21 protein-coding genes and 1 pseudogene are annotated in these 22,861 nt (G+C 41.4%); 7 read left to right on the top strand and 15 right to left on the bottom strand.

All coding sequences use genetic code 11. From position 1 onward, the window contains the following. Window positions 1-177: 177 nt before the first annotated feature. Both J7E66_RS03150 and J7E66_RS03145 read right to left on the bottom strand, forming a co-directional pair. Window positions 178-1,641, bottom strand: a complete 1,464-nt coding sequence (locus tag J7E66_RS03150; protein WP_214997992.1) for an alanine/glycine:cation symporter family protein — start codon at window positions 1,639-1,641, stop codon at window positions 178-180. A gap of 136 nt (window positions 1,642-1,777) precedes the next feature. Further along, window positions 1,778-2,017, bottom strand: coding sequence for a hypothetical protein (locus J7E66_RS03145; RefSeq protein ID WP_214997991.1), 240 nt, complete (start codon window positions 2,015-2,017; stop codon window positions 1,778-1,780). Here J7E66_RS03145 and J7E66_RS03140 point away from each other — a divergent pair. The 3 genes and pseudogenes from J7E66_RS03140 to J7E66_RS03135 form a co-directional block, all read left to right on the top strand. After that, window positions 2,017-2,223, top strand: a pseudogene (locus tag J7E66_RS03140) (IS110 family transposase); the annotation flags it as partial. The gene J7E66_RS03145 and the pseudogene J7E66_RS03140 overlap by 1 nt on opposite strands. Window positions 2,224-2,724: 501 nt before the next feature. Further along, window positions 2,725-2,814, top strand: a complete 90-nt coding sequence (locus tag J7E66_RS32745) for a DUF5661 family protein (RefSeq protein ID WP_374103822.1) — start codon at window positions 2,725-2,727, stop codon at window positions 2,812-2,814. 121 nt (window positions 2,815-2,935) lie between these two features. Further along, window positions 2,936-3,361: a helix-turn-helix transcriptional regulator gene (locus J7E66_RS03135; protein ID WP_214997990.1), complete on the top strand. Its 426-nt coding sequence runs from the start codon at window positions 2,936-2,938 to the stop codon at window positions 3,359-3,361. A gap of 63 nt (window positions 3,362-3,424) precedes the next feature. Here the strand turns inward: J7E66_RS03135 and J7E66_RS03130 are convergent, their stop codons facing one another. The 4 genes from J7E66_RS03130 to J7E66_RS03115 form a co-directional block, all read right to left on the bottom strand. Beyond that, window positions 3,425-4,321 (bottom strand): DMT family transporter, encoded by an 897-nt coding sequence (locus J7E66_RS03130; RefSeq protein WP_214997989.1) that lies wholly within the window; start codon window positions 4,319-4,321, stop codon window positions 3,425-3,427. A 158-nt stretch (window positions 4,322-4,479) separates the two neighbouring features. Next, the gene (locus J7E66_RS03125) at window positions 4,480-5,298 is read right to left on the bottom strand and encodes a putative hydro-lyase (RefSeq protein WP_214997988.1); all 819 of its coding nucleotides are present in this window, start codon (window positions 5,296-5,298) and stop codon (window positions 4,480-4,482) included. Window positions 5,299-5,304: 6 nt separating this feature from the next. Continuing rightward, window positions 5,305-6,543 (bottom strand): NRAMP family divalent metal transporter, encoded by a 1,239-nt coding sequence (locus J7E66_RS03120; protein WP_214997987.1) that lies wholly within the window; start codon window positions 6,541-6,543, stop codon window positions 5,305-5,307. Further along, window positions 6,530-7,315, bottom strand: a complete 786-nt coding sequence (locus tag J7E66_RS03115) for a LamB/YcsF family protein (protein ID WP_214997986.1) — start codon at window positions 7,313-7,315, stop codon at window positions 6,530-6,532. Before J7E66_RS03115 ends, J7E66_RS03120 begins: the two co-directional genes overlap by 14 nt. 268 nt (window positions 7,316-7,583) lie before the next feature. Between J7E66_RS03115 and pxpB the strand changes: the two genes are divergently transcribed. After that, window positions 7,584-8,318, top strand: a complete 735-nt coding sequence (gene pxpB / locus J7E66_RS03110) for a 5-oxoprolinase subunit PxpB (protein ID WP_214997985.1) — start codon at window positions 7,584-7,586, stop codon at window positions 8,316-8,318. Beyond that, the gene (locus J7E66_RS03105) at window positions 8,315-9,310 is read left to right on the top strand and encodes a 5-oxoprolinase subunit C family protein (protein ID WP_251032732.1); all 996 of its coding nucleotides are present in this window, start codon (window positions 8,315-8,317) and stop codon (window positions 9,308-9,310) included. Before pxpB ends, J7E66_RS03105 begins: the two co-directional genes overlap by 4 nt. Before the next feature lie 96 nt (window positions 9,311-9,406). On the opposite strand, the gene J7E66_RS03100 is transcribed toward J7E66_RS03105, so the two are convergent. From J7E66_RS03100 to J7E66_RS03075, 6 genes are all read right to left on the bottom strand, one after another. Then, window positions 9,407-10,162, bottom strand: coding sequence for an IclR family transcriptional regulator (locus J7E66_RS03100; RefSeq protein ID WP_214997984.1), 756 nt, complete (start codon window positions 10,160-10,162; stop codon window positions 9,407-9,409). A gap of 110 nt (window positions 10,163-10,272) precedes the next feature. After that, window positions 10,273-11,280, bottom strand: coding sequence for a MupG family TIM beta-alpha barrel fold protein (locus J7E66_RS03095; RefSeq protein ID WP_214997983.1), 1,008 nt, complete (start codon window positions 11,278-11,280; stop codon window positions 10,273-10,275). Next, window positions 11,277-12,638, bottom strand: a complete 1,362-nt coding sequence (locus J7E66_RS03090) for a PTS transporter subunit EIIC (RefSeq protein ID WP_214997982.1) — start codon at window positions 12,636-12,638, stop codon at window positions 11,277-11,279. The genes J7E66_RS03095 and J7E66_RS03090 overlap by 4 nt, the downstream gene beginning before the upstream one ends. 110 nt (window positions 12,639-12,748) lie before the next feature. Then, window positions 12,749-13,603 (bottom strand): MurR/RpiR family transcriptional regulator, encoded by an 855-nt coding sequence (locus tag J7E66_RS03085; RefSeq protein ID WP_088089843.1) that lies wholly within the window; start codon window positions 13,601-13,603, stop codon window positions 12,749-12,751. A 22-nt stretch (window positions 13,604-13,625) separates the two neighbouring features. Beyond that, window positions 13,626-14,534, bottom strand: a complete 909-nt coding sequence (gene murQ, locus J7E66_RS03080; protein WP_214997981.1) for an N-acetylmuramic acid 6-phosphate etherase — start codon at window positions 14,532-14,534, stop codon at window positions 13,626-13,628. A 150-nt stretch (window positions 14,535-14,684) separates the two neighbouring features. Then, window positions 14,685-15,548, bottom strand: a complete 864-nt coding sequence (locus J7E66_RS03075) for a Cof-type HAD-IIB family hydrolase (RefSeq protein ID WP_214997980.1) — start codon at window positions 15,546-15,548, stop codon at window positions 14,685-14,687. Window positions 15,549-15,738: 190 nt separating this feature from the next. On the opposite strand from J7E66_RS03075, the gene glcD reads away from it, so the two are divergent. Further along, window positions 15,739-17,151, top strand: coding sequence for a glycolate oxidase subunit GlcD (gene glcD / locus J7E66_RS03070; RefSeq protein WP_214997979.1), 1,413 nt, complete (start codon window positions 15,739-15,741; stop codon window positions 17,149-17,151). Beyond that, on the top strand, window positions 17,148-18,470 hold the full coding sequence (locus J7E66_RS03065) for a (Fe-S)-binding protein (RefSeq protein WP_214997978.1): 1,323 nt from the start codon (window positions 17,148-17,150) through the stop codon (window positions 18,468-18,470). The genes glcD and J7E66_RS03065 overlap by 4 nt, the downstream gene beginning before the upstream one ends. Window positions 18,471-18,574: 104 nt before the next feature. On the opposite strand, the gene J7E66_RS03060 is transcribed toward J7E66_RS03065, so the two are convergent. The 3 genes from J7E66_RS03060 to J7E66_RS03050 form a co-directional block, all read right to left on the bottom strand. Then, the gene (locus J7E66_RS03060; RefSeq protein ID WP_214997977.1) at window positions 18,575-19,780 is read right to left on the bottom strand and encodes an AraC family transcriptional regulator; all 1,206 of its coding nucleotides are present in this window, start codon (window positions 19,778-19,780) and stop codon (window positions 18,575-18,577) included. Between the two features lie 75 nt (window positions 19,781-19,855). Continuing rightward, complete coding sequence (gene hutH, locus J7E66_RS03055; RefSeq protein ID WP_214997976.1) at window positions 19,856-21,412, bottom strand: histidine ammonia-lyase; 1,557 nt, start codon at window positions 21,410-21,412, stop codon at window positions 19,856-19,858. Between the two features lie 29 nt (window positions 21,413-21,441). Next, entirely contained in the window at window positions 21,442-22,821 is a 1,380-nt protein-coding gene (locus tag J7E66_RS03050) for an MFS transporter (RefSeq protein WP_214997975.1), read from the bottom strand. Window positions 22,822-22,861: the final 40 nt, after the last annotated feature.

Raw genomic sequence — 22,861 nt, 5'->3', positions numbered from 1 at the left:
ACTTAAAATCCGTAAATAAATTCTTACTCATGTAAATCCTCCGTCCACAATAATTCTTTTATTATAAACGGGTTTTCTGTGTGAGGACATAGAAAAACCCGAATAAGGGGCACTTTTTAATTAGTGTCCAATATTCGGGTTATAGTTCATTTAGTCAGTCCCTCTATATTTTAGTTATCAGCCTGTCTTTTCCTCTTTTTCATTAGGTCGGGAATATTCATTCTCCCAGAAATCAGCATCTTTAATACCTAACCTTACAGGATCGAATACAGGATCTTTTCCTTCTTTAAGCTGTGCTTCATAGTCTTTGAGAACTTTTAGAGCTGGTTTTGTCAGGAGGAGAATAGCAATAATATTTAACCAAGCCATACTTCCTACACCGATATCCCCTAATGTCCAAGCAAGACCTGCTGTTTTCACGCTTCCATAGAATACCATTCCTAAAATAGCAATTTTGAGAACATAATCTGTCCACACTCGTTTTACTTTTTGATTAATATAGGCAAGGTTTGTTTCTGCCATATAATAATAGGCCATAATGGTCGTGAATGCGAAGAACAATAAAGCAATAGCAACAATTGGAGCTCCAAATCCAGGCATTACTGATTCAACAGCAGATTGTGTAAACGCTGGACCAGGTTCTACATCACCAAGTTTATTGACAATTTCCGCCTTTCCCTCTGGTGCAACATTATACATTCCTGTAATAAGAATCATGAACGCTGTTGCAGAACACACAAATAATGTATCAATGTATACAGAAAACGCTTGAACAATGCCTTGTTTTGCAGGATGGGAAACTTCGGCTGCAGCTGCAGCATGTGGGGCAGTACCTTGTCCTGCTTCATTTGAATAAATACCGCGTTTGACTCCCCAAGATATAGCTGCACCTAAAATTCCTCCAAAGGTAGCATTCGCACCAAATGCACTGGAGAAGATTAGTTTTAAAACAGCTGGTAACTCAGAAATATTCATAGCCACGATCACGAGGGCAATGATTATATAACCTAATGCCATGAAAGGTACAACGAATTCAGCTACACGAGCAATCCGTTTAACGCCGCCAAAAATGATGATTGCTAGAAAAACAACTAGAACGCCACCAGTTAGTGCAGGACTAATTCCAAAAGCATTTTTAACACTAGATGCAATACTATTTGCTTGAACACCTGGTAAAAGGACTCCCGTTGCAATAACGGTTACAATAGCGAATAAAATCGCATACCATTTCATTTTTAATCCTTTTTCTATGTAATAGGCAGGTCCGCCTCGGAATTGACCATCTTGTTTTACCTTATACACCTGACCTAAAGCTGCCTCAACAAAAGCTGAACCTGCACCTAAGAAAGCAATTGTCCACATCCAAAAAACCGCACCAGGTCCACCAAAGGCAATCGCCGTGGCAACACCGGCAATGTTGCCAGTTCCAACTCGGCCAGACAAGGCAAGGGTTAGAGCTTGGAATGATGAAATCCCTGCTTCTGATTTTCCACCTTTAAACATTAAAGGAATAATGTCCTTCATATGCCTTACTTGAAGAAATCTAGTTGCAAAAGAGTAAAATAAACCTACACCCAAGCATAAATAAATTAGTGCCGGGCTCCAAATAATGCCACTAAGCCAATTAACAAACTGTTCCATAAATTGCCCCCTTTGATTTTTCTGTTTTTTATTATATAACAGTTTGTTCTCTTGATAAAAGAATTTTTTTTATTTTTTAAATATTCTAACTCGAACTTCGCACCTAAATAAGTAGGTGCAATATTTCGCTTATTTATTATTTAGGGCTAAATGTTTTTAATTCAGCAAGAGTTCCAGGGACCTTTATAGCTCCAGACTTTATTTTATCTATCCAATCATTAACAGCTTTATTAATAGCATCTTTGTTGGCAGCTTTATTATTCATAGGTGATAAAGCTACACCATCTTCAGCTAATCCGTAAAGAATATTCATTCCACCAGGGAAATTATCATTTTTCGCTTTAGACTTTAAGAGCTCTCTTCTTTCGAGTTGCAATGCCTTTGGTCGCTAAAAATACCGCTTTTAAAGCATTACATGAGTATTTTACAAAGCGTCCAAATAATCCTTTGAAGAAGATGCAATCTCTAATTGCAATATGTAATAAGCTCATACGTATTCTGTTTACCATCGGTAAAAAGCAGTGTGAATTCCCAAAATTATCCCTTAATACACCATTATTCCAATCTTCAAATGAATATTAAAACAGACTACTACGTAATTTGGAGAAAATGAGAAATCGAGAGATTTTCCTTTCTATATAGAGAGAGGTTAGTTTAAAAGCCAAGTCGTATTTTTTGTTAAATTCACTATTATTTTACTTTTAGAAGACATGCTCATAAACAGGTAACTAACGTAAATTGTTGATAAATACCCTTTTTAGGAGTGATGTGTTTTGTACTACTATAATAATCCGAATTAGAACCACTTCATTAACAGTTATAACTATGGTATGACATATCCTTATCCAACTAATGGAAATCCAAATAGGTTTAAAAATAATCGTTCAACAAATAATTTAAACATTGTTAAATCTGGTTTTCTAAAGAGGAAGCAGCAGCAATAGCTTTACTTTTAGGCATTGACTTTAATAAAAGCAAGTTTGATTTAAATGAGTTTTGGATGGGAGTAAATACTGAACTTGAACATGGAAAACAATCCAGCCAAACAAATGTTACTGGGAATGATCCTATTATTACTGGAAAATTGCACTGACTCATCTTAACGAGTTTCCTGATTACTACAAAAGATTAAAGGTACTTGAGGCAGAAGCAAAAGCCTATTGGAACAAATGATTTAATTGAATACCTAAATAATAAAAACGGGTTATTCTAATCTAAAGCGTGTTTAATAGTATAATTGTTATAATTTTAAGAAAATAATGGATTCCAGTCTTTATCAATAGAGGCTGTTTTTTTGTCTTTTGAAGACATCGGAGAGATATTTTTGGTCGTCCAATCATGTAAACTCAGTGAAAGGTATCAATTCGCCATGTGGCCGTTTGGAGAAGGAATTGCCTTTAAGGTCCATTATTGGGGAGTTACCCCGGAGCATTTATCAGAACCATTGAAGCTAGAACATGTCGCCAACTATCTTCACATTTCTAGTCGTCATTTATCAAGGCTCTTCTCCACTGAACTGTGTGAAAGTTTCTCCAATTATATTCGCAAGGAAAGAGTAAGAGAGGCGGCCCGTCTTCTTGAAATGACAAGCATTCCTATTAAAGAGATAGCTGATGTCACCGGCTTTGGATCAGTGCATTCCTTTACACGCGTATTCACTACAATGATGAACGTTTCACCCGCTAAATATCGCAATGATTATGTGAGTAAGACAATATAGTTAAAAAAATAAGCCCATTAAATAAGTGGGCTTATTAAGGAATATTTAATTGAGTCGATGATTTTATTTATTACTCATCCTTTTGTAGTTAGGCTTATACCGGAAATTCACAAAATGAATGCTTGTGGCAACTAATAACATCCCGACAATCAGGGTATAGGTCACCGTTTCTCCCAAGAAAAGCACGCCGAGGAGAACAGCAACAATAGGAATGAGAAACGTATAGGAACCAACTTTACTTGCCTCACCCGCATTAACAAGCTTGTAATAAAGGATGTAGGCATATGGGATGCCAATGGTCGCACCAAAGCAGAGCCCTACTATGTAATATCGATTCCATTCGATTGCAGACCAGCTTTCAAACACTGTTCCAGTACTTAGGAGGAAAATGCCTCCAATCACAGATTGAATCGCCACCATCCAAAATGCATCCACTTCTTTGCTTACTTTCTTTACGTAGATAACACCTGACGCCCAGCTTACCGCTGTTAGTAACCCGAGTATCACTCCAATTGGTGAGATATGAACGGTCAAACCGTCGACACTAACGACTGCGATCCCAACGAATCCAAGCAACAAACCAATGATTTGGATTGGCGATAAATATTCACCTAGGAACATCCAAGCGAAAAGGCCGAGTAAAATCGGCTGAAAATAGACAAGCACGGAAAACAATCCACCCGGTAAATAGAGCAATCCTAACGTCTGAAGCCCGAAAAAAAGGATGGAGTTAAAGAAAGCCGCAATAAAGTACTTCTGCCAGTTATTCCGCCAATTGATCGCCTTCCGCGTCTTCCAAATAATTAGTGTCAACAAGATTCCACCTAACAGTGTACGCAGTCCTGCATAAAGCAATGGCGGTGAATAGGGTACTGCTAATTTATTGATTGGCCAGCTTGCGCCCCAGATCAAAATGAGCACGAAAAGCGCAGCCTTCGATTTTGTAGATATATTTTCCATCCCCTTTTCAACGACAAACAAGCAGGTCGAACTCGTCACCGTAAAGTTCAAAGAGACGACGCACTGATGCATCACCTCACGATAGTATGCAGACTCTGTTTATCGCAGGATCTTCTATAAGACTACGAAATGTCTAGCCTATTATCAATAGTTACGTTTTATAGCACACTGAAAGCTTCATCTTTTATATCACTAATGAACATACATCCTGGTGCATGAGTGATCATGATGGAAGGCTTACTTTCCATCGCGACGGCTTGAGGGGTTACACCACAAGCCCAAAATACAGGAACCTCCCCTGGTTTCAAGGACACAGCATCTCCAAAATCAGGTCTTGAAAGATCCATGATGCCTATTTCGCTTGGATTTCCGATATGGATTGGCGCACCATGTACGGCCGGAAAACGAGACGTAATCTGAACGGCACGGATGGCATCCTGCGGTGTCATTGGCCTCATACTAACGACGGTCGGCCCCTCAAACAGGCCTGCTTTTTCACACTTAATATTCGTTTTGTACATCGGAACGTTACAGTTTTCCTCGATATGCCTGACCGGAATACCGCTCTCAAGGAGTGGTGTTTCAAATGTAAAACTGCACCCTAGCAAGAAGCCCACCATGTCGTCTTCCCAATACTCGGCAATATCTGCGACTTCCTCTGTAAAAACACCCTCTCTGTATATACGATATTTCGGGATGTCTTTTCGGATATCTGCCCCTTTGGCAATCAAAGCAGGAACAAATGAGCCAGGCTCCGTCACGTCCAATAAAGGACATGGCTTCGGATTCCGTTGACAAAACAGCAAAAAGTCAAAGGCATGCTCTTTTTTTAAGATCACCAAGTTCGCTTGGGTATACCCTTTTGACATTCCGGCAGTTGGTCCTGTAATCTCTTGCTTCCGAATCAACTCCCTAATTTTTTCCGGCTCCAATGTTTCATAGTTCCCCAAAATGAACCCTCCTAAATTGGCAATCATATAAAATTACTTAAAAATCAAAGGTAATTGTTCGATCAATGTCACAACACTCAAATAGCCCATTACCACAACAACAAAACAACCCGGAATCGTCAACCATAGCGGATGCTTGTACTCACCTACGATACTTTTCTTGTAGGCGGCAACTAATAATGTACCTAAACCTATTGGCAAAATAAGGGCATTCAATGCTCCAACAATAAGCAAGATTGTTACTGGCCTTCCAACAATGGCAAATGTCGCTGTTGAAATAACGATAAATGCAATAATGACCCAATTTTGGTATTTCTCAATGGTTGGATGAAACGTGCGGATAAAGGAAACCGACGTATACGCCGCTCCTACAACCGATGTTACCGCAGCAGCCCACATGATTACACCAAACATACGGTAACCAACGTCACCTGCAGCTAGTTGGAACACCGAAGCAGGCGGATTCGCTGGATCAATCGCTAGTCCTTTTGTTACAACCCCAAGAACAGCCAAGAATAATGCCACACGCATAATACCGGTAACGAGAATCCCTGTAACAGAGCTTTTTGTAACTGCTGGCAAAGCTTCCACACCTTTGATGCCCGCGTCTAATAGACGGTGTCCGCCTGCAAACGTAATATACCCTCCTACCGTACCTCCAACAAGCGTAACGATAGCAAACATGCTAATCTTTTCCGGCATAAACGTATTCACAATCGCCTCTCCAACCGGCGGTGCTGTCGTAAATGCAACGTACAACATGAGGAGGATCATAACGAACCCTGCGATTTGCGCGAATTTGTCCATTGCTTTACCTGCTTCTTTAACCACAAAAATAAAAATCGCTAATAGTGCACTAATCACTGCACCTGTAATGGGATCCCATCCAAGCATGGCATTCAGACCCAATCCAGCGCCAGCTACGTTTCCGATATTAAACGCCAAACCGCCTATGACGATAAGTATGGCCAAGACAACTCCGAGTCCAGGGAACACTTTGTTGGCAATTTCTTGTCCACGCAACCCAGAGACGGCAATGATTCTCCAAATGTTCATTTGTGAAAAAATGTCTAATAATAATGAAATTAAAATAACAAAGGCAAAGCTTGCAGCCAACTGCTGTGTAAATACAGTCGTTTGGGTCAAAAATCCAGGTCCAATCGATGAAGTCGCCATTAAAAATGCCGCACCGAGTAAGACACTTCTACTTACCTTCTTTTGCTTAGAAGCTTTGACATCTTTTTGTGGAACATCAAATTTAGGATTTTCCATAGTAAACCTCCAAGTTACTGATTGCATCTACCGTAATATTGTTCTTTTCTAATGTTTCGTTAATATATTTGGCAAAGGCTAGGGCGTGTGCACCATCACCGTGAATACAAATGGTATCTGCACGCAGCGAAACTTCTGTTTTTTGCTGGGATACTACTTTTCCTTCTGTCACCATTTTCACAATTTGCGCGACAGATTGTTCTTGATCTGTAATCAGCGCATCCATTTGTGAGCGAGAAGTCAAAGACCCGTCCGCTTGATACGTACGATCTGCAAATACCTCATGTGCCGTGCGTAAACCGAACTTCTCTCCGGCTTTTGTCAATTCACTGCCGGCAAGGCCGAATAATATTAAGGACGGGGATACGTCATAAACCGCTTGGGCAATGGCTTCGGCAAGTTTTCTATCCTTTGCAGCCATGTTGTACAAAGCACCATGGGGTTTTACATGCTGCATTTTTTCATTGAACGTCATTAAAAATCCTTGCAATGCCCCAATTTGGTAGACGACCATGTCATATCCTTCTTGAGGTGTAATAGCCATTTCCCTTCGCCCGAATCCGTTTAAATCTGGCAAACCAGGATGCGCTCCAACTTTGACCCCATTAGCAATGGCCATCTTTACCGTTTCTCTCATTACACTTGGGTCCCCGCTATGAAAACCGCAAGCAATATTTGCCGATGTAACGTATTTCAAAATTTCTTCCTGCTCCCCAAGCTTGTACCGGCCAAAACTCTCCCCTAAATCACAATTCAAATCCACTTGAAACATGTTTCTCCCCTCCATCTTCATTACTCGTCCCCTTCAGAAGAGCGCTTTCATCTTTATTTGGTTTCGATATTCGGAACTCTAGTTTTAAAACTTAAACCAATTCTAGCATAAATATTTTCAATTGAATATAATTATAAGAAAATTATAAATATCATAATATTCCATATTTATAGACTTGTATTTAAATTTGTATAAACTATAATATTGGTAGTATCCGTTTAACAGAACTTAGTTACCGAAATTCGAAACTTAGAGGAGCAAAATTATAATGGCCCATCATAAAAATAATGTTAACTTAAGGCCTTTAGGGGATTCTGCTCTTGTGATTCAGTTAGGCGATGGAATGAGCCCCGCCATCCATGAAAAAGTGAAAAATCTATCCAACTTATTAGAAAAGAAGCCGTTTACAGGATTCATGGAATCTGTACCGTCTTATAATAGCTTGACCATTTATTACAATCCTGTTGCCGTCTATTTGTCCAACCCAGTTAAAGAAGCAACAAGTCCTTATAAAAAAGTAAGCACCTTCATTTTGGCGTTACTAGATCTATTAGGAACGAGTGAAAAACCTGAACAACGGCTAATAACCATCCCAGTCTTGTACGGAGGAGAATTTGGTCCAGATTTAGAGTATGTAGCAACGTATCATGGACTTTCTGTTGAAAAAGTAATTGAAATTCATTCGTCAGCTGATTACTTAGTCTATATGATTGGCTTTGCGCCAGGTTTTCCGTTCATGGGGGGAATGGACGAAAGGATTGCCACACCACGTAAAGATTCACCCCGCCTGGCCATCGTGCCGGGATCCGTTGGAATTGCTGGAAAACAAACAGGCATCTACCCGCTGGAAACACCAGGAGGATGGCAAATTATCGGGCGCACCCCGCTTGATTTGTTTCTTCCCGAACTTTCACCGCCAACGATGTTACAGTCTGGAGATAGAATCCGCTATGTACCAATTACACATGAAGAGTATGCTGCCTATAGGGAGATGAAACAATGAGCATTAAAGTGCTTCATCCTGGATTATTGACTACAATCCAAGATTTAGGGAGATTCGGTTCACAAAAATTCGGGGTACTCGTAAGTGGTGCCATGGATCCTATTTCTCTTAGAGTCGCAAATTTACTCGTGGGAAATAACGAAGGAGAAGGTGCACTTGAAGTTACCCTGTTTGGGACAACTCTCGAATTTGAAACAGATGAGTTAATTGCGATTACAGGCGGTGACCTTCAGCCTAAAATCGACGGGAAGGAAGCACCGATGTGGCGGCCCGTCCTGATCCGCAAAGGTTCTATTTTAAAGTTTAAATCCGCCCTTAAGGGATGCAGGGCGTACGTGGCCTTGGCTGGCGGAATTGATATTCCCGAAGTGATGGGAAGTAAAAGCACATATCTTCGCGCGGCGATTGGAGGGTTTCACGGCAGAGCATTACAAAAAGGGGATGTGTTTGAGAGCGGAACCTTCAATAGAATCAGCCGGGCATTCGTTCATCAGCTCGAAAAAATGACTACTCATTTTCCATGGTCAGTCAACTATACAAAATTTATATCATTTAATAAAACACAAACGATAAGGGTTTTACGAGGGGCTGAGTTCGAGCGTTTCGATGCGGCTAGTCAACAAACATTTTTTTCGGATCGGTACACGTTAACCACTCAGGCGGATCGGATGGGCTATCGGTTGGAAGGAGAATCACTCAACTTATCAGAAAAATTTGAGCTGCTATCAGAAGGAGTTACGTACGGGACCATTCAAGTTCCTTCAAACGGACAGCCGATTATTTTAATGGCAGATCGACAAACGACTGGAGGATATCCCAAAATTGGTCAAGTCATTTCCGTCGACCTGCCTTGTTTGGCCCAGATGCAGCCTAACGCTAACATGGAGTTCAAGGAAGTTTCGCTTGAACAAGCAGAAATAGAACTAATCATACAAGAGCAGAGGCTCCGCAAATTAGCGTTAGGCATTCGCTTTAAAGCACTTTATGAATGAGAGTACAGGTGCAGATGAAAATGTGGCTTCAAATCGTATGAACGGGGCGGTCTCTACATCAAACTGTGTGTTGATGCAGAGACCGCCCCGTTCTTTTCATTTCGTATAGCCTAATCGCATCGATATTTCCTCTGCAACTTTTTTCACTTTCTTCGCATATTTCTCAATGTTATCACCTTGATAATTCGCTTCAATGCCCGCTATACTAATGCCCGCTATCACTTCACCTAGGTGATTAAAAATGGGGGAGGCGATCGCAGATGTATGGTTTTCCAATTCAGAATGGCTGATGGTGTATCCATCGATTCTCGCCTGTTTTATCGTTTCATAAATTCTCTCTTTGTCAGTAATTGTCCCTTGTGCAAACGATTTGAGCTCAGTTGATTCGAGATATTCCTGCACTTCTAAATCAGGTAAAAAGGACAAGATCGCACGTGGACAGGCCCCAGCATAAAGGGGACTTTTCCTTCCAATCGCAGTATACAGACGAACCTTTTGTTTTGTGTCAATTTTCTCGATATAGATGGCTTCGTTCCCTTCTCTAACAATCAAGTTAATGGCTTCCTTAATATCATTATGTAATTCAACCATAAATGGGTAGGCAATCTGACGTAGGTCAATCCTCGCCAAAACCAGATGGCCAAATTTGAGAAACAAAAGTCCAAGTCTGTACTTCAAATCACTTCCTTTTTCCACAAACCCCATTTCCTCTAACGACGAGAGCATTCGATAGACTGAAGTTTTTGGAATTCCTGATAGATCAATAATTTCTTGAAATGATAATTCGGAATGCTCTATAAATAGATTTAATACATCCATCGAACGGACAACTGTTTTATTTTTGTTGTTCATTAATTGTAATCTCCTTCTCAAACACCATTTCACAGTATATAAAAATAATTCTACACGATAAATTCAGACATTCAAACAGAAAAAAGCCAAGGGAAATCCCTTGGTTTTAATCAAACTCGAATTAGTTTTACGATGTGACCCGGTTGCAGGAAGGAAAGCAAAGGTAAATCCGCCTCCACTACCCTTCCAACCACATTAACTCGCTTATCGGACGGTAGGTCATGAAGCGTGATTTGGACCTCCCCGCGATATCGTCCATAGTGGTCATTGTCTCTCGTAATCGTCCCCACCGGCCGTGCCACCGTATTCTCAACGACGACCGAGCCTGAACTTCTCGTATCCATAAGCCGGAGAACGTCACGGGAAAAATCAGGGCGAAGCCGAAACTCCCCTTCTTGAAACCCTTCCACTCGGAGCGAAACTCGGCCAAAACAGTCTAATTCCATTAATTTACTAAGAAGGTCCTCACTTACCTCGGGATCGCCGATATAGACATCCTCCACACCCGTCCGAAACAAATCCAGTGCCGCTAGATACGGATCGACTTCACGATGTGCTTCCAAGGTGGGCAGCCCTTCAAACAGAGGGCCTCGTTTCTCACCGTCTCCTGGAATATACGCACTTACTGGAATACCATACCGTCTAAAAAGTTCATTCTGTGATTCAAAGAACGATTCAGATAAGCCCGTTTCACGCCTTGGATAGAAATTATGCCAAGCCAGCAGCTGACTAGCCTCTAACCCGCCCTCAAGGAGAGCACGCACATCTTCCTCAAACAAAATACTGGCATTGAGAGCAAGTTTGAATTCCTTAGCTAGGTTCAAAATTGTTTCATGCGCAAAAAAGTCATCCAAACGCAAACCGATGACCCCTAAGGATTTTAACGCTGATAAGCATTCTAATCCTAAATGGGCAGGTGTTCGTGCCGATACATCCGCATAAACCTCTATTCCAGCTTCTTTTGCTGCTTGAAGCAACGATTTCGCTCGGCCCGCTAAATCGCCTGCCTCTTCAGGGATGTGAAGCGACGTAAACGCCCGCCTCACACCCATTTTTCCTGCGAGCGCAATCCGCTCTTCTGCTAAAGGGTCATTTAAATAGAAGGAAATACCAATCAATCAAACTCACCGGCCATATCATCGTGGAAGCCGAATAAATAGGTAAACAAGAACCCAGCAGCATAAGAAATTAACACACCAAGCAGGTAAAGCAGTACTTGCCCAGAAACCACTAGGAAGGCAAGCGGTAAACCAGAAACCCCTACAGCAATCGTTGCGACATGGAAGACAGCCTGGAATGCACCGCCGACACCCGCACCTAAGCAGGCAGTTAAGAATGGACGGCCTAATGGTAAGGTCACACCGAAAATAAGCGGTTCGCCAATTCCAAGAATTCCAGCAGGCAGACCCCCGCCAATCGCTCTTTTTAAGCGTTTTTTCTTCGTCTTAAAGTAAATCGCAAACGCAGCGCCGACTTGTGCAGCACCACCCATAGCCAAGATTGGCAGAAGCGGGTCATTTCCAAGCGTATTAATTAACTCCAAATGAATCGGTGTTAATCCTTGATGTAAACCAGTGACAACGAGCGGCAGGAAGGTTGCCCCAAGGACAAACCCAGCCACAACACCACCCACATCAAGCAGCGAAGTTAATCCTTTTGTAATCGCATCTGAAACGAAACCACCAAGCGGCATAAAAACAAGATAAGTTACAATACCAGTAAGCAATAAAGCAACCGTTGGCGTGATAAACAGGTCAAGCGATTGTGGAACGAAACGACGAACTCGTTTTTCAACAAGGGCAATAAAGATGGCTGCAAAGAGAACTCCAATTAAGCCGCCCCGCCCAGGAAGTAAAGCGGTATCAAACAATTTGATTCCTGCAACAGCTGGGTTAATGATTAAAATACCGGCAATCGCCCCAAGTGCGGGTGAACCACCGAATTCTTTCGCTGCATTGGTACCAACTAAAATACCAAGGTAACCAAATAAACCGCTTCCAATCACGGACAAGATGGTCGCAAGTTGGGAATCTGCTGCTAACCATCCCGCTTGGACGATTGCTTTGGTGATCCCTGTAATCAATCCGGAAGCGACAAGTGCTGGGATTAATGGAATGAAAATACTTGAGATTTTTCGTAAGAATAGCTTAAATGGTGTGGCATTCTTTTTGTTAATTTCAGCCTTTTTGCTAGCTGCCTTTTCTTTCAAATCGATCCCGCCAGCTGCATCTATCAATCTACCAAACTCTTCTGTCACCCTGTTTACTTTTCCAGGGCCTAAGATAATTTGAAGTGTTTCTTCCTCTACCACTCCCATGACTCCGTCTATTTTCTTAATGGCTGCTTGGTTGACAATCGAATCATCCTTCGGTGTCACACGAAGTCTTGTCATACAATGAGTATAATTTTCAATATTCGCTGGGCCGCCTAATTGTTCAAGAATCTTTTCTGCTAAAATTTTATTCTCTCCTGCCATGCTAATTCCCCTTCTCTCTGTTGTTTTTTCAAAAAGTGAACTTCTTATTCCAAGTCAGTATTGCAGGACGATAAGAGATGGAATGGTGTTCACATCACCTCCTGAAAGGATTATTTCCCTTCTTTAATAAACCGGATCGCTTCTCTTGTTTTATCAATGGAATGAATCGTATCCTCATATTGAACGGTTGCCATCGATAAAAACAAAATATCCATGATATATAACTGCGCAAGGCGTGATGAAGTGGCTGCACTTCGAAACGGAGCCTCACCTGAATATGCGGTAAACAATTTAATATCTGCCAAAGCAGAGACCGATGATTGCCCATATTTCGTTAAACTAATTGTTTTAACGCCGCGCTCTTTTGCAAGTGCCATAACTTTAATCACCTCAGGTGTCTCTCCTGAGTGGGAAATTCCAAACACCAGATCATCCTTATTGGCATTGGCAATCAATGTAGCAACAAGATGTGTATCCGAAAAAGCGGTTGCGTTTTTATGAACCCTAAGGAGCTTTTGCTGTGCGTCCCTAGCGATAATATTTGAAGCCCCTATTCCAAAAAAATGAACATTTTGAGCAGTCGACAAGGTATGCACAGCACGTTCCAATTCATCGTAATTGATCATCTCTTCCGAGTCGCGGATGCTTTGGATGCTATTACTTGTTGTCTTCTGAGCGATAGAGAAAAAAGATTCACCAGGCTCGATGTCACGGTACCCTTGTTCAACTGGTTTCACTAGATCCCCAGCAATTCGTACTTTTAAATCTTGAAAACCGTTTAAGCCCAAGGACTTACACAGCCGAATCACAGCAGCACCACTTGTATTAGCCTGCAATCCGATGTCATGAACGGTACTGTTTAAAATCGCTTGAGGATTATCAAGAATAAATTCAGCAATTTTCCGCTCGGAAGCCGGAAGCTGTTCCAGCATATTTTGAATCATTTTTAATCCGCCTGCTGCCACACCAAATACCACCTTTTTTAAATTACTCTGCCACGTTTTGGATTGCTTTTTTTACATAGCCATTCGCTTCTGTTAATAATCGTTCAGCTTCTTGTTTATTTCTATTCGTTTTTATCATGACGATTGCCGTTTTAACTTGTAGATCTGATGCCTCTAGTGTTTCCAAAGCCTGTTCATAGGAAACCCCGGTAATTTTACGGATGATGCCGATCGCTCGTTCCTTCAATTTTTGGTTGCTCACATGAACATCGACCATTAAATTCTCATAGGCTTTTCCTAAAAGAATCATCGAAGAAGTTGAAATCATGTTCAAAATCATTTTATGGGCGGTTCCTGATTTCAAGCGAGTTGAACCAGTTAGTACCTCTGGACCGACAATTACTTCGATGCTTTGATCGGCTTCCTTACTAATCGCCGCATTTTTATTGCATGAAAGAGCAACCGTTTTCGCCCCAATGCTTCGTGCATATCGAAGTGCCCCTATGACATAAGGTGTCCGCCCACTGGCCGCAATCCCAATCACGGTATCATCTTTTGTCAGACCCAATTCCTTCAAATCGGCTACACCAAGATCAGGCTGATCCTCTGCTCCTTCGACTGCTTTCAAAAAGGCGCCTTCTCCCCCTGCCATAATCCCTTGGACCATTTCAGGGTACGTGCTGAAGGTAGGCGGACATTCGACTGCATCTAGAACTCCTAATCTTCCGCTCGTGCCTGCACCTAAATAAATGAGGCGCCCGCCGTTTTTAAAGGATTCAAACACAAATTGAACCGCTGCCTCCACATCTGGTAACACATCCTTGACCGCTAATGCGACCAGTTGATCTTGCTCATTCATGATTCGTAATATTTCGATTGGATTTGCTGTATCTATTTGCATCGACTGTTCATTTCGCGATTCTGTCGTTAATAATTCAAGATTTTCTGCCATTTTTTTGGATCCTCCTGTAAGTCTTTTCTGAGGTGAAAACGGTTACCCGTACATTTATTATATTACACACGAAATAACATTTCGAGATTTTTATTAAAATAGTGAAATGTTATTTTAAAACACTATTGTACTGAAATGTTTATTTGGACATTATTCAAGCAAATAGCGGCGGATCGCATTAGCAACACCAACTTCATTATTCGTACCAGTCACCTGATCAGCTAATTGTCTCACCTTTTCGGGCGCATTTCCCATCGCAATTCCAAGGCCGGCAACCGAGAGCATGAGGGCGTCATTGTAATTATCACCAATCGCAGCCGTTTGAGAGAGTGGAATCTTCAGCTGCTCGGTCAGTTTCATAAGGGCAGACGCCTTTGTCACACCAGTGGGGGTAATTTCTAAATTAACAAAGTTAAAACTGCTGCTAATTTCCAAATCGACGCTCTGTTCCTTCAGACGTTTGGTAAAATCAGCCAGCTTGTTCCCATCATCAAAGACAGCAATTTTTGTAATGTTCGGCTCTTGTTCCTTTACGTATCGGTAAAAGTCCTCAACCACTTTCACCTGACACTTTTCTCGAAAACTTTGACAATGTTGGCGTTCTCCCCCTGATTTTTCAAGGGTAGGGATGTTATTTTCGATCCAGTTCTGATTCCATTTATTCACCTGTGGGACCAGTAGCGTATCCCCCTCGTAAAAGTGGGCATAGATGCCCTCCGACTCACATAATTCCCAAAAACTCAACAGCGGCTCGTATTGAAAAACTGATTGCTCGCTGACCTCTCCATTTTCATCGATTAGGATCGCCCCATTGTAAGCAATGATTGGTTCCCCCTCAAGTCCAATCGTATGGGCAATCCATTGGGTTGAAAGCGGGGAACGCCCACTGCAAATTACGACTTTCCCCCCTCGTTTGCGGTATTCGTGAATCGCCTCAACCGTTTCCACATCAATCTCTTTTTCATCGTTTAATAATGTGCCGTCCAAGTCCGTCGCTAATAATCGATATTTCACCTATTATTTCCCCTTTGTAATTTTATTTTATTTTTAATATAATATTATTGAAATTTAATTTCAAATCATAGTGGTGCCTGACACCACTTTTTTAGGAAGAAAATTTATATAATATTCTGATTTTCAAACAAGAATCACCTATACTGTAAGAAACATTAAAATCGACAAAACTATGAAACGGGGAAACCAAATGCTCTTGAATACAGTAAAAGAAAAACTAATTTCCATTGTAACCAAGGAAAACTTCGATGATTCCCAAGTCGAACGCTTAGTTTACTCATATGATGCCACACCGAACTTCCAGTCGATGCCTGATGCGGTCATCAGCCCGAGGAATACAGCAGAAGTTTCTCAAATCCTAAAGGTATGTAATGAACATAAGGTTCCGATTGTTCCGCGCGGTTCTGGGACCAACCTATGTGCTGGGACCTGCCCAACCGAGGGCGGGATTGTCCTGCTTTTTAAACATATGAACCAAATCCTCGAAATTGATGAGGAAAATTTAACTATCACCGTTCAGCCTGGTGTCATTACCCTCGATCTGATTAATAAGGTCGAAGAAAAAGGGCTGTTCTATCCGCCCGATCCAAGCTCGATGAAGATTTCGACAATTGGCGGAAATATCAATGAGAACTCCGGTGGGTTGCGCGGGCTTAAATACGGGGTGACACGTGATTATGTTATTGCTCTTGAAGCTGTTCTGCCAAATGGCGACATCATCCGGACCGGCGGAAAGTTGGCAAAGGATGTTGCTGGTTACGATTTAACCCGTCTATTTGTCGGATCTGAAGGCACGCTCGTTGTCATTACCGAGGCCACACTCAAATTGATCCCGATGCCGGAGACGAAACAAACGATGCTTGCACTTTACCAAGACCTATCTGCTGCCGCAAACTCGGTTTCAAAAATCATTGCTAATAAAATTATTCCTACAACACTGGAGTTCTTTGACCAGCCAACCTTAAAGGTAGTCGAGGAATTTGCTCAAATCGGGCTGCCTACCGATGTGAAGGCCGTTCTTTTAATCGAGCAGGACGGCCCGCCAGAAGTGGTCGAGCGTGATTTAATTAAAATGGCGGAAGTTTGTAAGCAAGAAAATGCGGTTTCGATTCAAGTCGCCGCTTCTGAGGCAGAAGCGGACGCACTTAGAACAGCACGACGGGCTGCCCTTTCTGCGATTGCACGCTTAAAACCGACGACGATACTCGAGGACGCGACGGTTCCTAGATCAGAAATTGCCAATATGGTGCAGGCGATCAATGAGATAACTGAAAAATACCAGCTGACCATTTGTACGTTTGGCCACGCCGGAGATGGAAACCTCCATCCAACCTGTGCAACAGATGCAAGAAATCATGAAGAAATGGAACGGGTCGAAAAAGCCTTTGAGGAAATTTTTGAAAAAGCGATCGATTTGGGCGGAACGATTACCGGGGAACATGGAGTCGGCGCGATGAAAGCCCCCTACCTTGAATGGAAATTGAAAGAAGAAGGAATTGCAGCAATGAAATCTATTAAAAGCGCGTTTGACCCAAATAACATCATGAATCCTGGGAAGGTTTTTGCCAAAGACAGCAAGAAACGCGTGGTGATTACAAGATGACAACAGTGAAAGAAAAACAAACGATTCAAGAACAATTTAAAGCGCGGATGAACGAAGATGAACTGCTCAACTGTATGCGCTGCGGCTTTTGCCTGCCAACCTGTCCGACCTATATTGAATCAGGCTACAAAGAATCTCATTCTCCAAGAGGCCGGATCGCACTAATGAAGGCGGTTGTGGATGGGCTGATTGAGCCGGATGAGGATTTTGAGCGCTCGCTTGAACTCTGTCTTGGCTGCCGTGCCTGTGAACCGGTCTGTCCATCCGGCGTGAATTATGGCCATTTACTCGAAGAGGCAAGGGACATCATCCATCAAAACAAAAAGCACTCTCTGCCAGCGCGGGTTGTCAGAAAAACCGTTTTTCAAGAGCTGTTCCCGTACCAGAACCGTATGCGCGGGGTGGTCGGCTTCATCGGATTTTATCAGCGCTCCGGCATTCAAACGATTGCTCGAAAAATCGGCTTTTTAGGCCTGTTACCAGACCAATTAGCGGCAATGGAAAAAGTATTGCCAAATGTGCCAACAATGAAAGAAATGAAAAATCGGCCCACTTATTTGCCTGCAATAGCGGAGAAGGTACACAGAGTTGCCTTTTTCAGCGGCTGTTTAATGGACACGATGTTCCTGAAGTCAAACGATGCCACCATGAAGCTGCTGCAAAAAGCCGGCTGTGAAGTGGTGATTCCGCAAAATCAAACCTGCTGCGGGGCGCTCCACGGTCATAGTGGAGAAAAAGAAGCAGCCAAAGACTTAGCCAAACGGAATATTAGGGCCTTTGAGGACCTTAACGTTGATTTCATCATTACCAACGCAGGTGGATGCGGCGCCTTCTTAGTCGATTATGATCATTTACTGAAAGATGATCCTGCTTGGAAAGACCGTGCTAAGGACTTTAAGGAAAAGATCAAGGATATTTCCGAAATATTAGCAGCCGTCGATTTTCATAAAAAGGTAACGTTAGAACTTCCTGCGCAGGTGATCACCTACCAGGATTCTTGCCACCTAAGAAATGGTATGAAAACAGCCGCCGCACCAAGAAGACTCCTTCAAGCCATCCAAGGGGCAGAATATAAAGAAATGAAGGATGCCGATCGCTGCTGTGGTTCGGCCGGAATCTATAATATTGTCGAATCAGAGATGTCGATGGTAATGCTCGACGCAAAAATGATTGAGGCCAAGGCGACACACGCAACTACGATTGTCACCGCAAATCCAGGTTGCTTATTACAGATGCAGCTTGGCATTGAACGGGAAGGCTTGTCCTCTACAATGCGTGCGGTCCATATCGTGGACTTATTAGTGGAAGCGATGAAATAAGACTTGAATTCGATATTCAAAAAGACGATCCGTTTTTTTAGTAGAATAATAAAAGAAAGCCTTTCATATACAAGATTCAAACCTTGTTATATGAAAGGCTTTCTTTATGGAGCTGCGGTCGGAACTCTTGCTAATCGATAATCTGAAGGACTAAACTGCATATACTTTTTAAACATGCGGCTAAAATAATTGGCATCATGGAAACCTATTTTGGCAGCAATCTCACTTATTGGTAAATCAGTCATTTCTAAATACGACAAAGACATGTCAATTCTCATTCGATTTAAATAATCAATCAAACTAATCCCTACTTCTTTTTTAAACAAATGACTAAAATGATGCCGGCTTAAGCAGCAATATTGTGCTATTTCAATCAGCGAAATACTCTTCTGATGATGTTCTTTAATATAACCGATAGCTTGTTGAATTACAGGACTTACTTCATTTAAATTCGTGTTTACTGATTGCTCGGTAAGCCAAACCGCATATTCACAAACCTGATTGACAAATTTATCGAAACGAATAATATGATACAAGTTTTGAATAAAATTAGTATTATTTGAATGGATGGTTATTGCATTTGCACCTGAATCTATCACCCGTTTAGACAATAATAAGACGATGGACACTACTTCTGTTTTGAAAATATCCTCATTAAAATGACTAGCCACAGCTAATTTTTCCAGGAGGTGTTTCAAATTTTGAATGGTCCCTTCTACATCCCCAATTTTAACAAGTGCCAGCAGCTCTGCCTTTTCTTCATTAAACGGATTGATTACTGGCTCCTCGTTATTTCTTTTCATTTCACAATGAAAGATTAATTGATTCCCTTGAAAAAAGCGGCCTGACATGGATTTCCTTGCTTCTAAAAACGATTGGTAAAGCGCATATGGATCCTGATAATATCTACCAATCCCTATGGATACTGACAGGTCAATAGAATTAGTAGCAAGCTGGATTTCTTTTGCCATATGAACCATTTTTCTATTAAACTCATTTACTGAATCCTGTTCCTCCAATTCTAAAAGAAGAGCTAGAACTCCCTCTTCAATCCAATTCCAAAGAAAAGGAATACGTACGGTTTCCTCAATTTTTTCCACTAGCTGCTGGCCAACTTTTTTTCTCCACTCCAAAGAATTCCCGCTTGCGCTTGCTATATCTGGATAACGATCGATTGAAATAATCATAACTAAATGTGGATGAATAAAAATCCCGAATTTTTGTTGTAACTCTGCAAATGTCCCTTCATGAACAAGCGTTCCAGAGAGTAGAAGATGCGAAAAAGCAGCTCTGATTGGATCTTGCTTCATAATCATTCCCCTCGTTCATCCTGTCTTTCTAAAGAAAAAGAAGAAGCTTCCTGTGGCTTCCTCCTTAAAGAATTATTATTCTATTTCTCCAATTAACTCTTCGACTAATGAGACGATTTCTCCTTCTTGAATATAATGGAAAATGATTTCAATATCAGGATGGAAAAATCTGTCCTCTTGTACAGTTGGAATTTTCTCTCGAATAAACTGATGAACTTTTCCAGTGACGATTGATGGATTCAATGTTTCATAGAAATCTAAAGCCTGCGTGGCAAGCATCAGTTCAATCGCTAAAATATATTGAAGTTTCTTTGAAATTTGATAGGCTTTTTTAGCAGCAAAATAAGCAAAACTCACCACATCTTCTTGATTCGCAGAAGTAGGGACATTATCAATGGTAGCTGGATGAGAAAGAACTCTGATTTCATTTAATAATCCGGCAGCCGTATACTGTGGAATCATATAGCCATTATTCAAACCGGGATTAGCAACTAAGAAGTTTGGTAGTTCACTTACATGATAATTCACTAATCGATCAATCCGACGTTCAGCTATCTTCCCTAAGTTAGCCATCGCGATACACATGGAATCTGCATCCATTCCAATGAAGGAGCCATCGAAGTTTCCTCCCATAAGAGCAATTCCATCATCACCTTCAGGCCAGATGATTGGGTTATCACAGGTCGACTTCATTTCATTCATTAAGTTATCCAAAGTATTTTTCAATACCATCTTTACGGCACCATGGACTTGTGGAATACAGCGTAGACTTAGAGCATCTTGTAATCGATAATCTTTGTACTGTTCAACAATTTCACTACCACTCAGAATTCTCACTAAATTTCGAGCTGTTTTCCCCTGTTCCTCGTGTTTTTTTACGGAATGGAGGCGAGGATCAAAAGCTTTTATCGTTCCTTTTAACGACTCAAACGACATAGCTCCCGAAATATCTGCGGTCTTCACAGCTTGAATTGCATTGTATAAGGCGAGAGCCGCAAACGCTGTAACGGAAGTTGTACCATTTATAAGGGCCAGTCCCTCTTTACAACCTAAAATAACTGGTTTTAATCCTGCCTTCTCTAAAGCATCACAACCTGAAAGGAGTTCGCCGTTATACCACGCTTTTCCTTCACCCATTAATACTAAAGCGATGTGTGCTTCAGGAGAAAGATAGGCCACTGAACCATCACCGGGAACAATCGGTAATATATCATGATTTAATAATCCGGCCATTAGTTCTAAAACCTCTAAACTAACTCCTGAAAATCCATGCCCTAAATGGTTTAGGATCATTAGCTGAATCGCTCTAACCACTTCTCTTTCCAGTGGCTCTCCGACCGAAACCGCATGAGATCGAACAATATTTCTTTGCAGTATTTCTGCATCGCTCTTCGAAATCACTTCTGTTACATTACTGCCAAATCCGGTTGTCACTCCATAAATCGCGCGCTCTTCTTGTAAAAACTTTTCTATCAATCCTCGTGATGCTTTTACCCTGTTACAATACGTTTCTGTAAATGAAACTATCGCTGAATATCTAGCAACAGCGATCACCTCATGAAGCGAAAGCTCATGATTTCCAAGAATAACCTCTTTTATATCCTTTGGGTGTAAGTATTCATTCTTGATCATCTAAAACACCTCTTTATCCAAAATAATGCTTATGATAAATTTCTTTTGCTTGAAAGCGAAGAATCTATGATTGGAGAGTTCCCCGTTTCAAGTTCTGGTTTATTAACATCACTTATCGATAGATACTTTGTTTCTGGTGCCCATGCGATCGATACAATTGTTCCAATCAACAGTATACCACTCATCGCAATCATCGATGGTCCCATCCCCCATGAACTAACACTAACTGGTAACAGGAAGGTTCCAATGGCAGAACCAATTCGGCTGACAGCAGTAGTTACGCCGACACCTGTGCCACGAATTTCTGTAGGGAAAAGTTCTGCAGGATAAACTAATGTAAGGTTTGATGCCGCAGACATAACAAAAGTAAAGGTAGCAAAGATAATGATCGCTAAAGTTTGCGAATCCTTAGGTAATACACTTAACAAAAATAATGAAATGGTAAGAATGATAAAGGTAGAAATCGTGAAGCTTCTTCGCGTAAGCTTTTCCGTACACCAAACTCCAACGATGGATCCAACTAGCAGGAAAATGTTCAGTTGCATATCAATACTAAACGTTTCCTCAAATCCCATTTTACTTAATATCGTAGGTAGAAAAGTATAGATGGCGAAATAAGGAACAACCTGGCATAAATAAAATAACGATCCAAAGGTTGTCCGTTTCCAAAGATGTTTACTGAAAAGATCAACCATACGGAAAGCTGTTTTGGAATTTTCTTTAATTGTTTCATCCATGATGGCATTGGGTCCAATATATTTTCTAACGATGGCACGAGCCTCTTCCACACGCCCCATTTTAACTAACCAAAGTGGCGATTCTGGAGTTCCCAAACGCATAATTAATAAAAGGAAAGCGGGGATGGCAGCACTCATAAGCATCCATCGCCAAGAATCCGGGCCTGATTTTTGTAAATAAAAACCTACAATATTTGAAACGACATAACCAACTGTCCAAAGTACATTTAAAGAAGAAAGCAATAATCCTCTATACTTTCTAGGGGCAAACTCAGCTAGTAAAGTCGATCCAACAGCGTAGTCACCTCCTAATGCAATCCCGATCAATAAGCGTAAAATGAATAACGTCCATGGGTCATTGACAAAAAACTGTAAAGCAGAGGCAATCGTAATAATCAGAAAGTTAGCTAAGTAGATTTTTTGTCTGCCAATGCGATCAGATAACCCACCTAGAAATAGGCTCCCAAAAAAGAGACCAATTAAAGCCGAGCTTCCGATTAACCCTTCCCATATAGGTCCAAGTTTCATTTCTGGTCCTAATAATGAAAGGGCCATTCCAATAATGCCTAAAGCAAAACCATCTGAAAAATTAGAACCGAAAGTAAGTGCAGTAATACGAAGATGAAATTTATTAAGCGGGGCATCATCCATTAAATATTTTTGATTGCTCATAAAAAACTCCTTTTCACTGTTTTTTAATTTTTCAGATAAC

Source organism: Bacillus sp. ISL-7 (assembly GCF_018613065.1).
The sequence above is the reverse complement of the archived record's forward strand: the minus strand, read 5'-3'. Positions and strand labels throughout refer to the sequence as shown.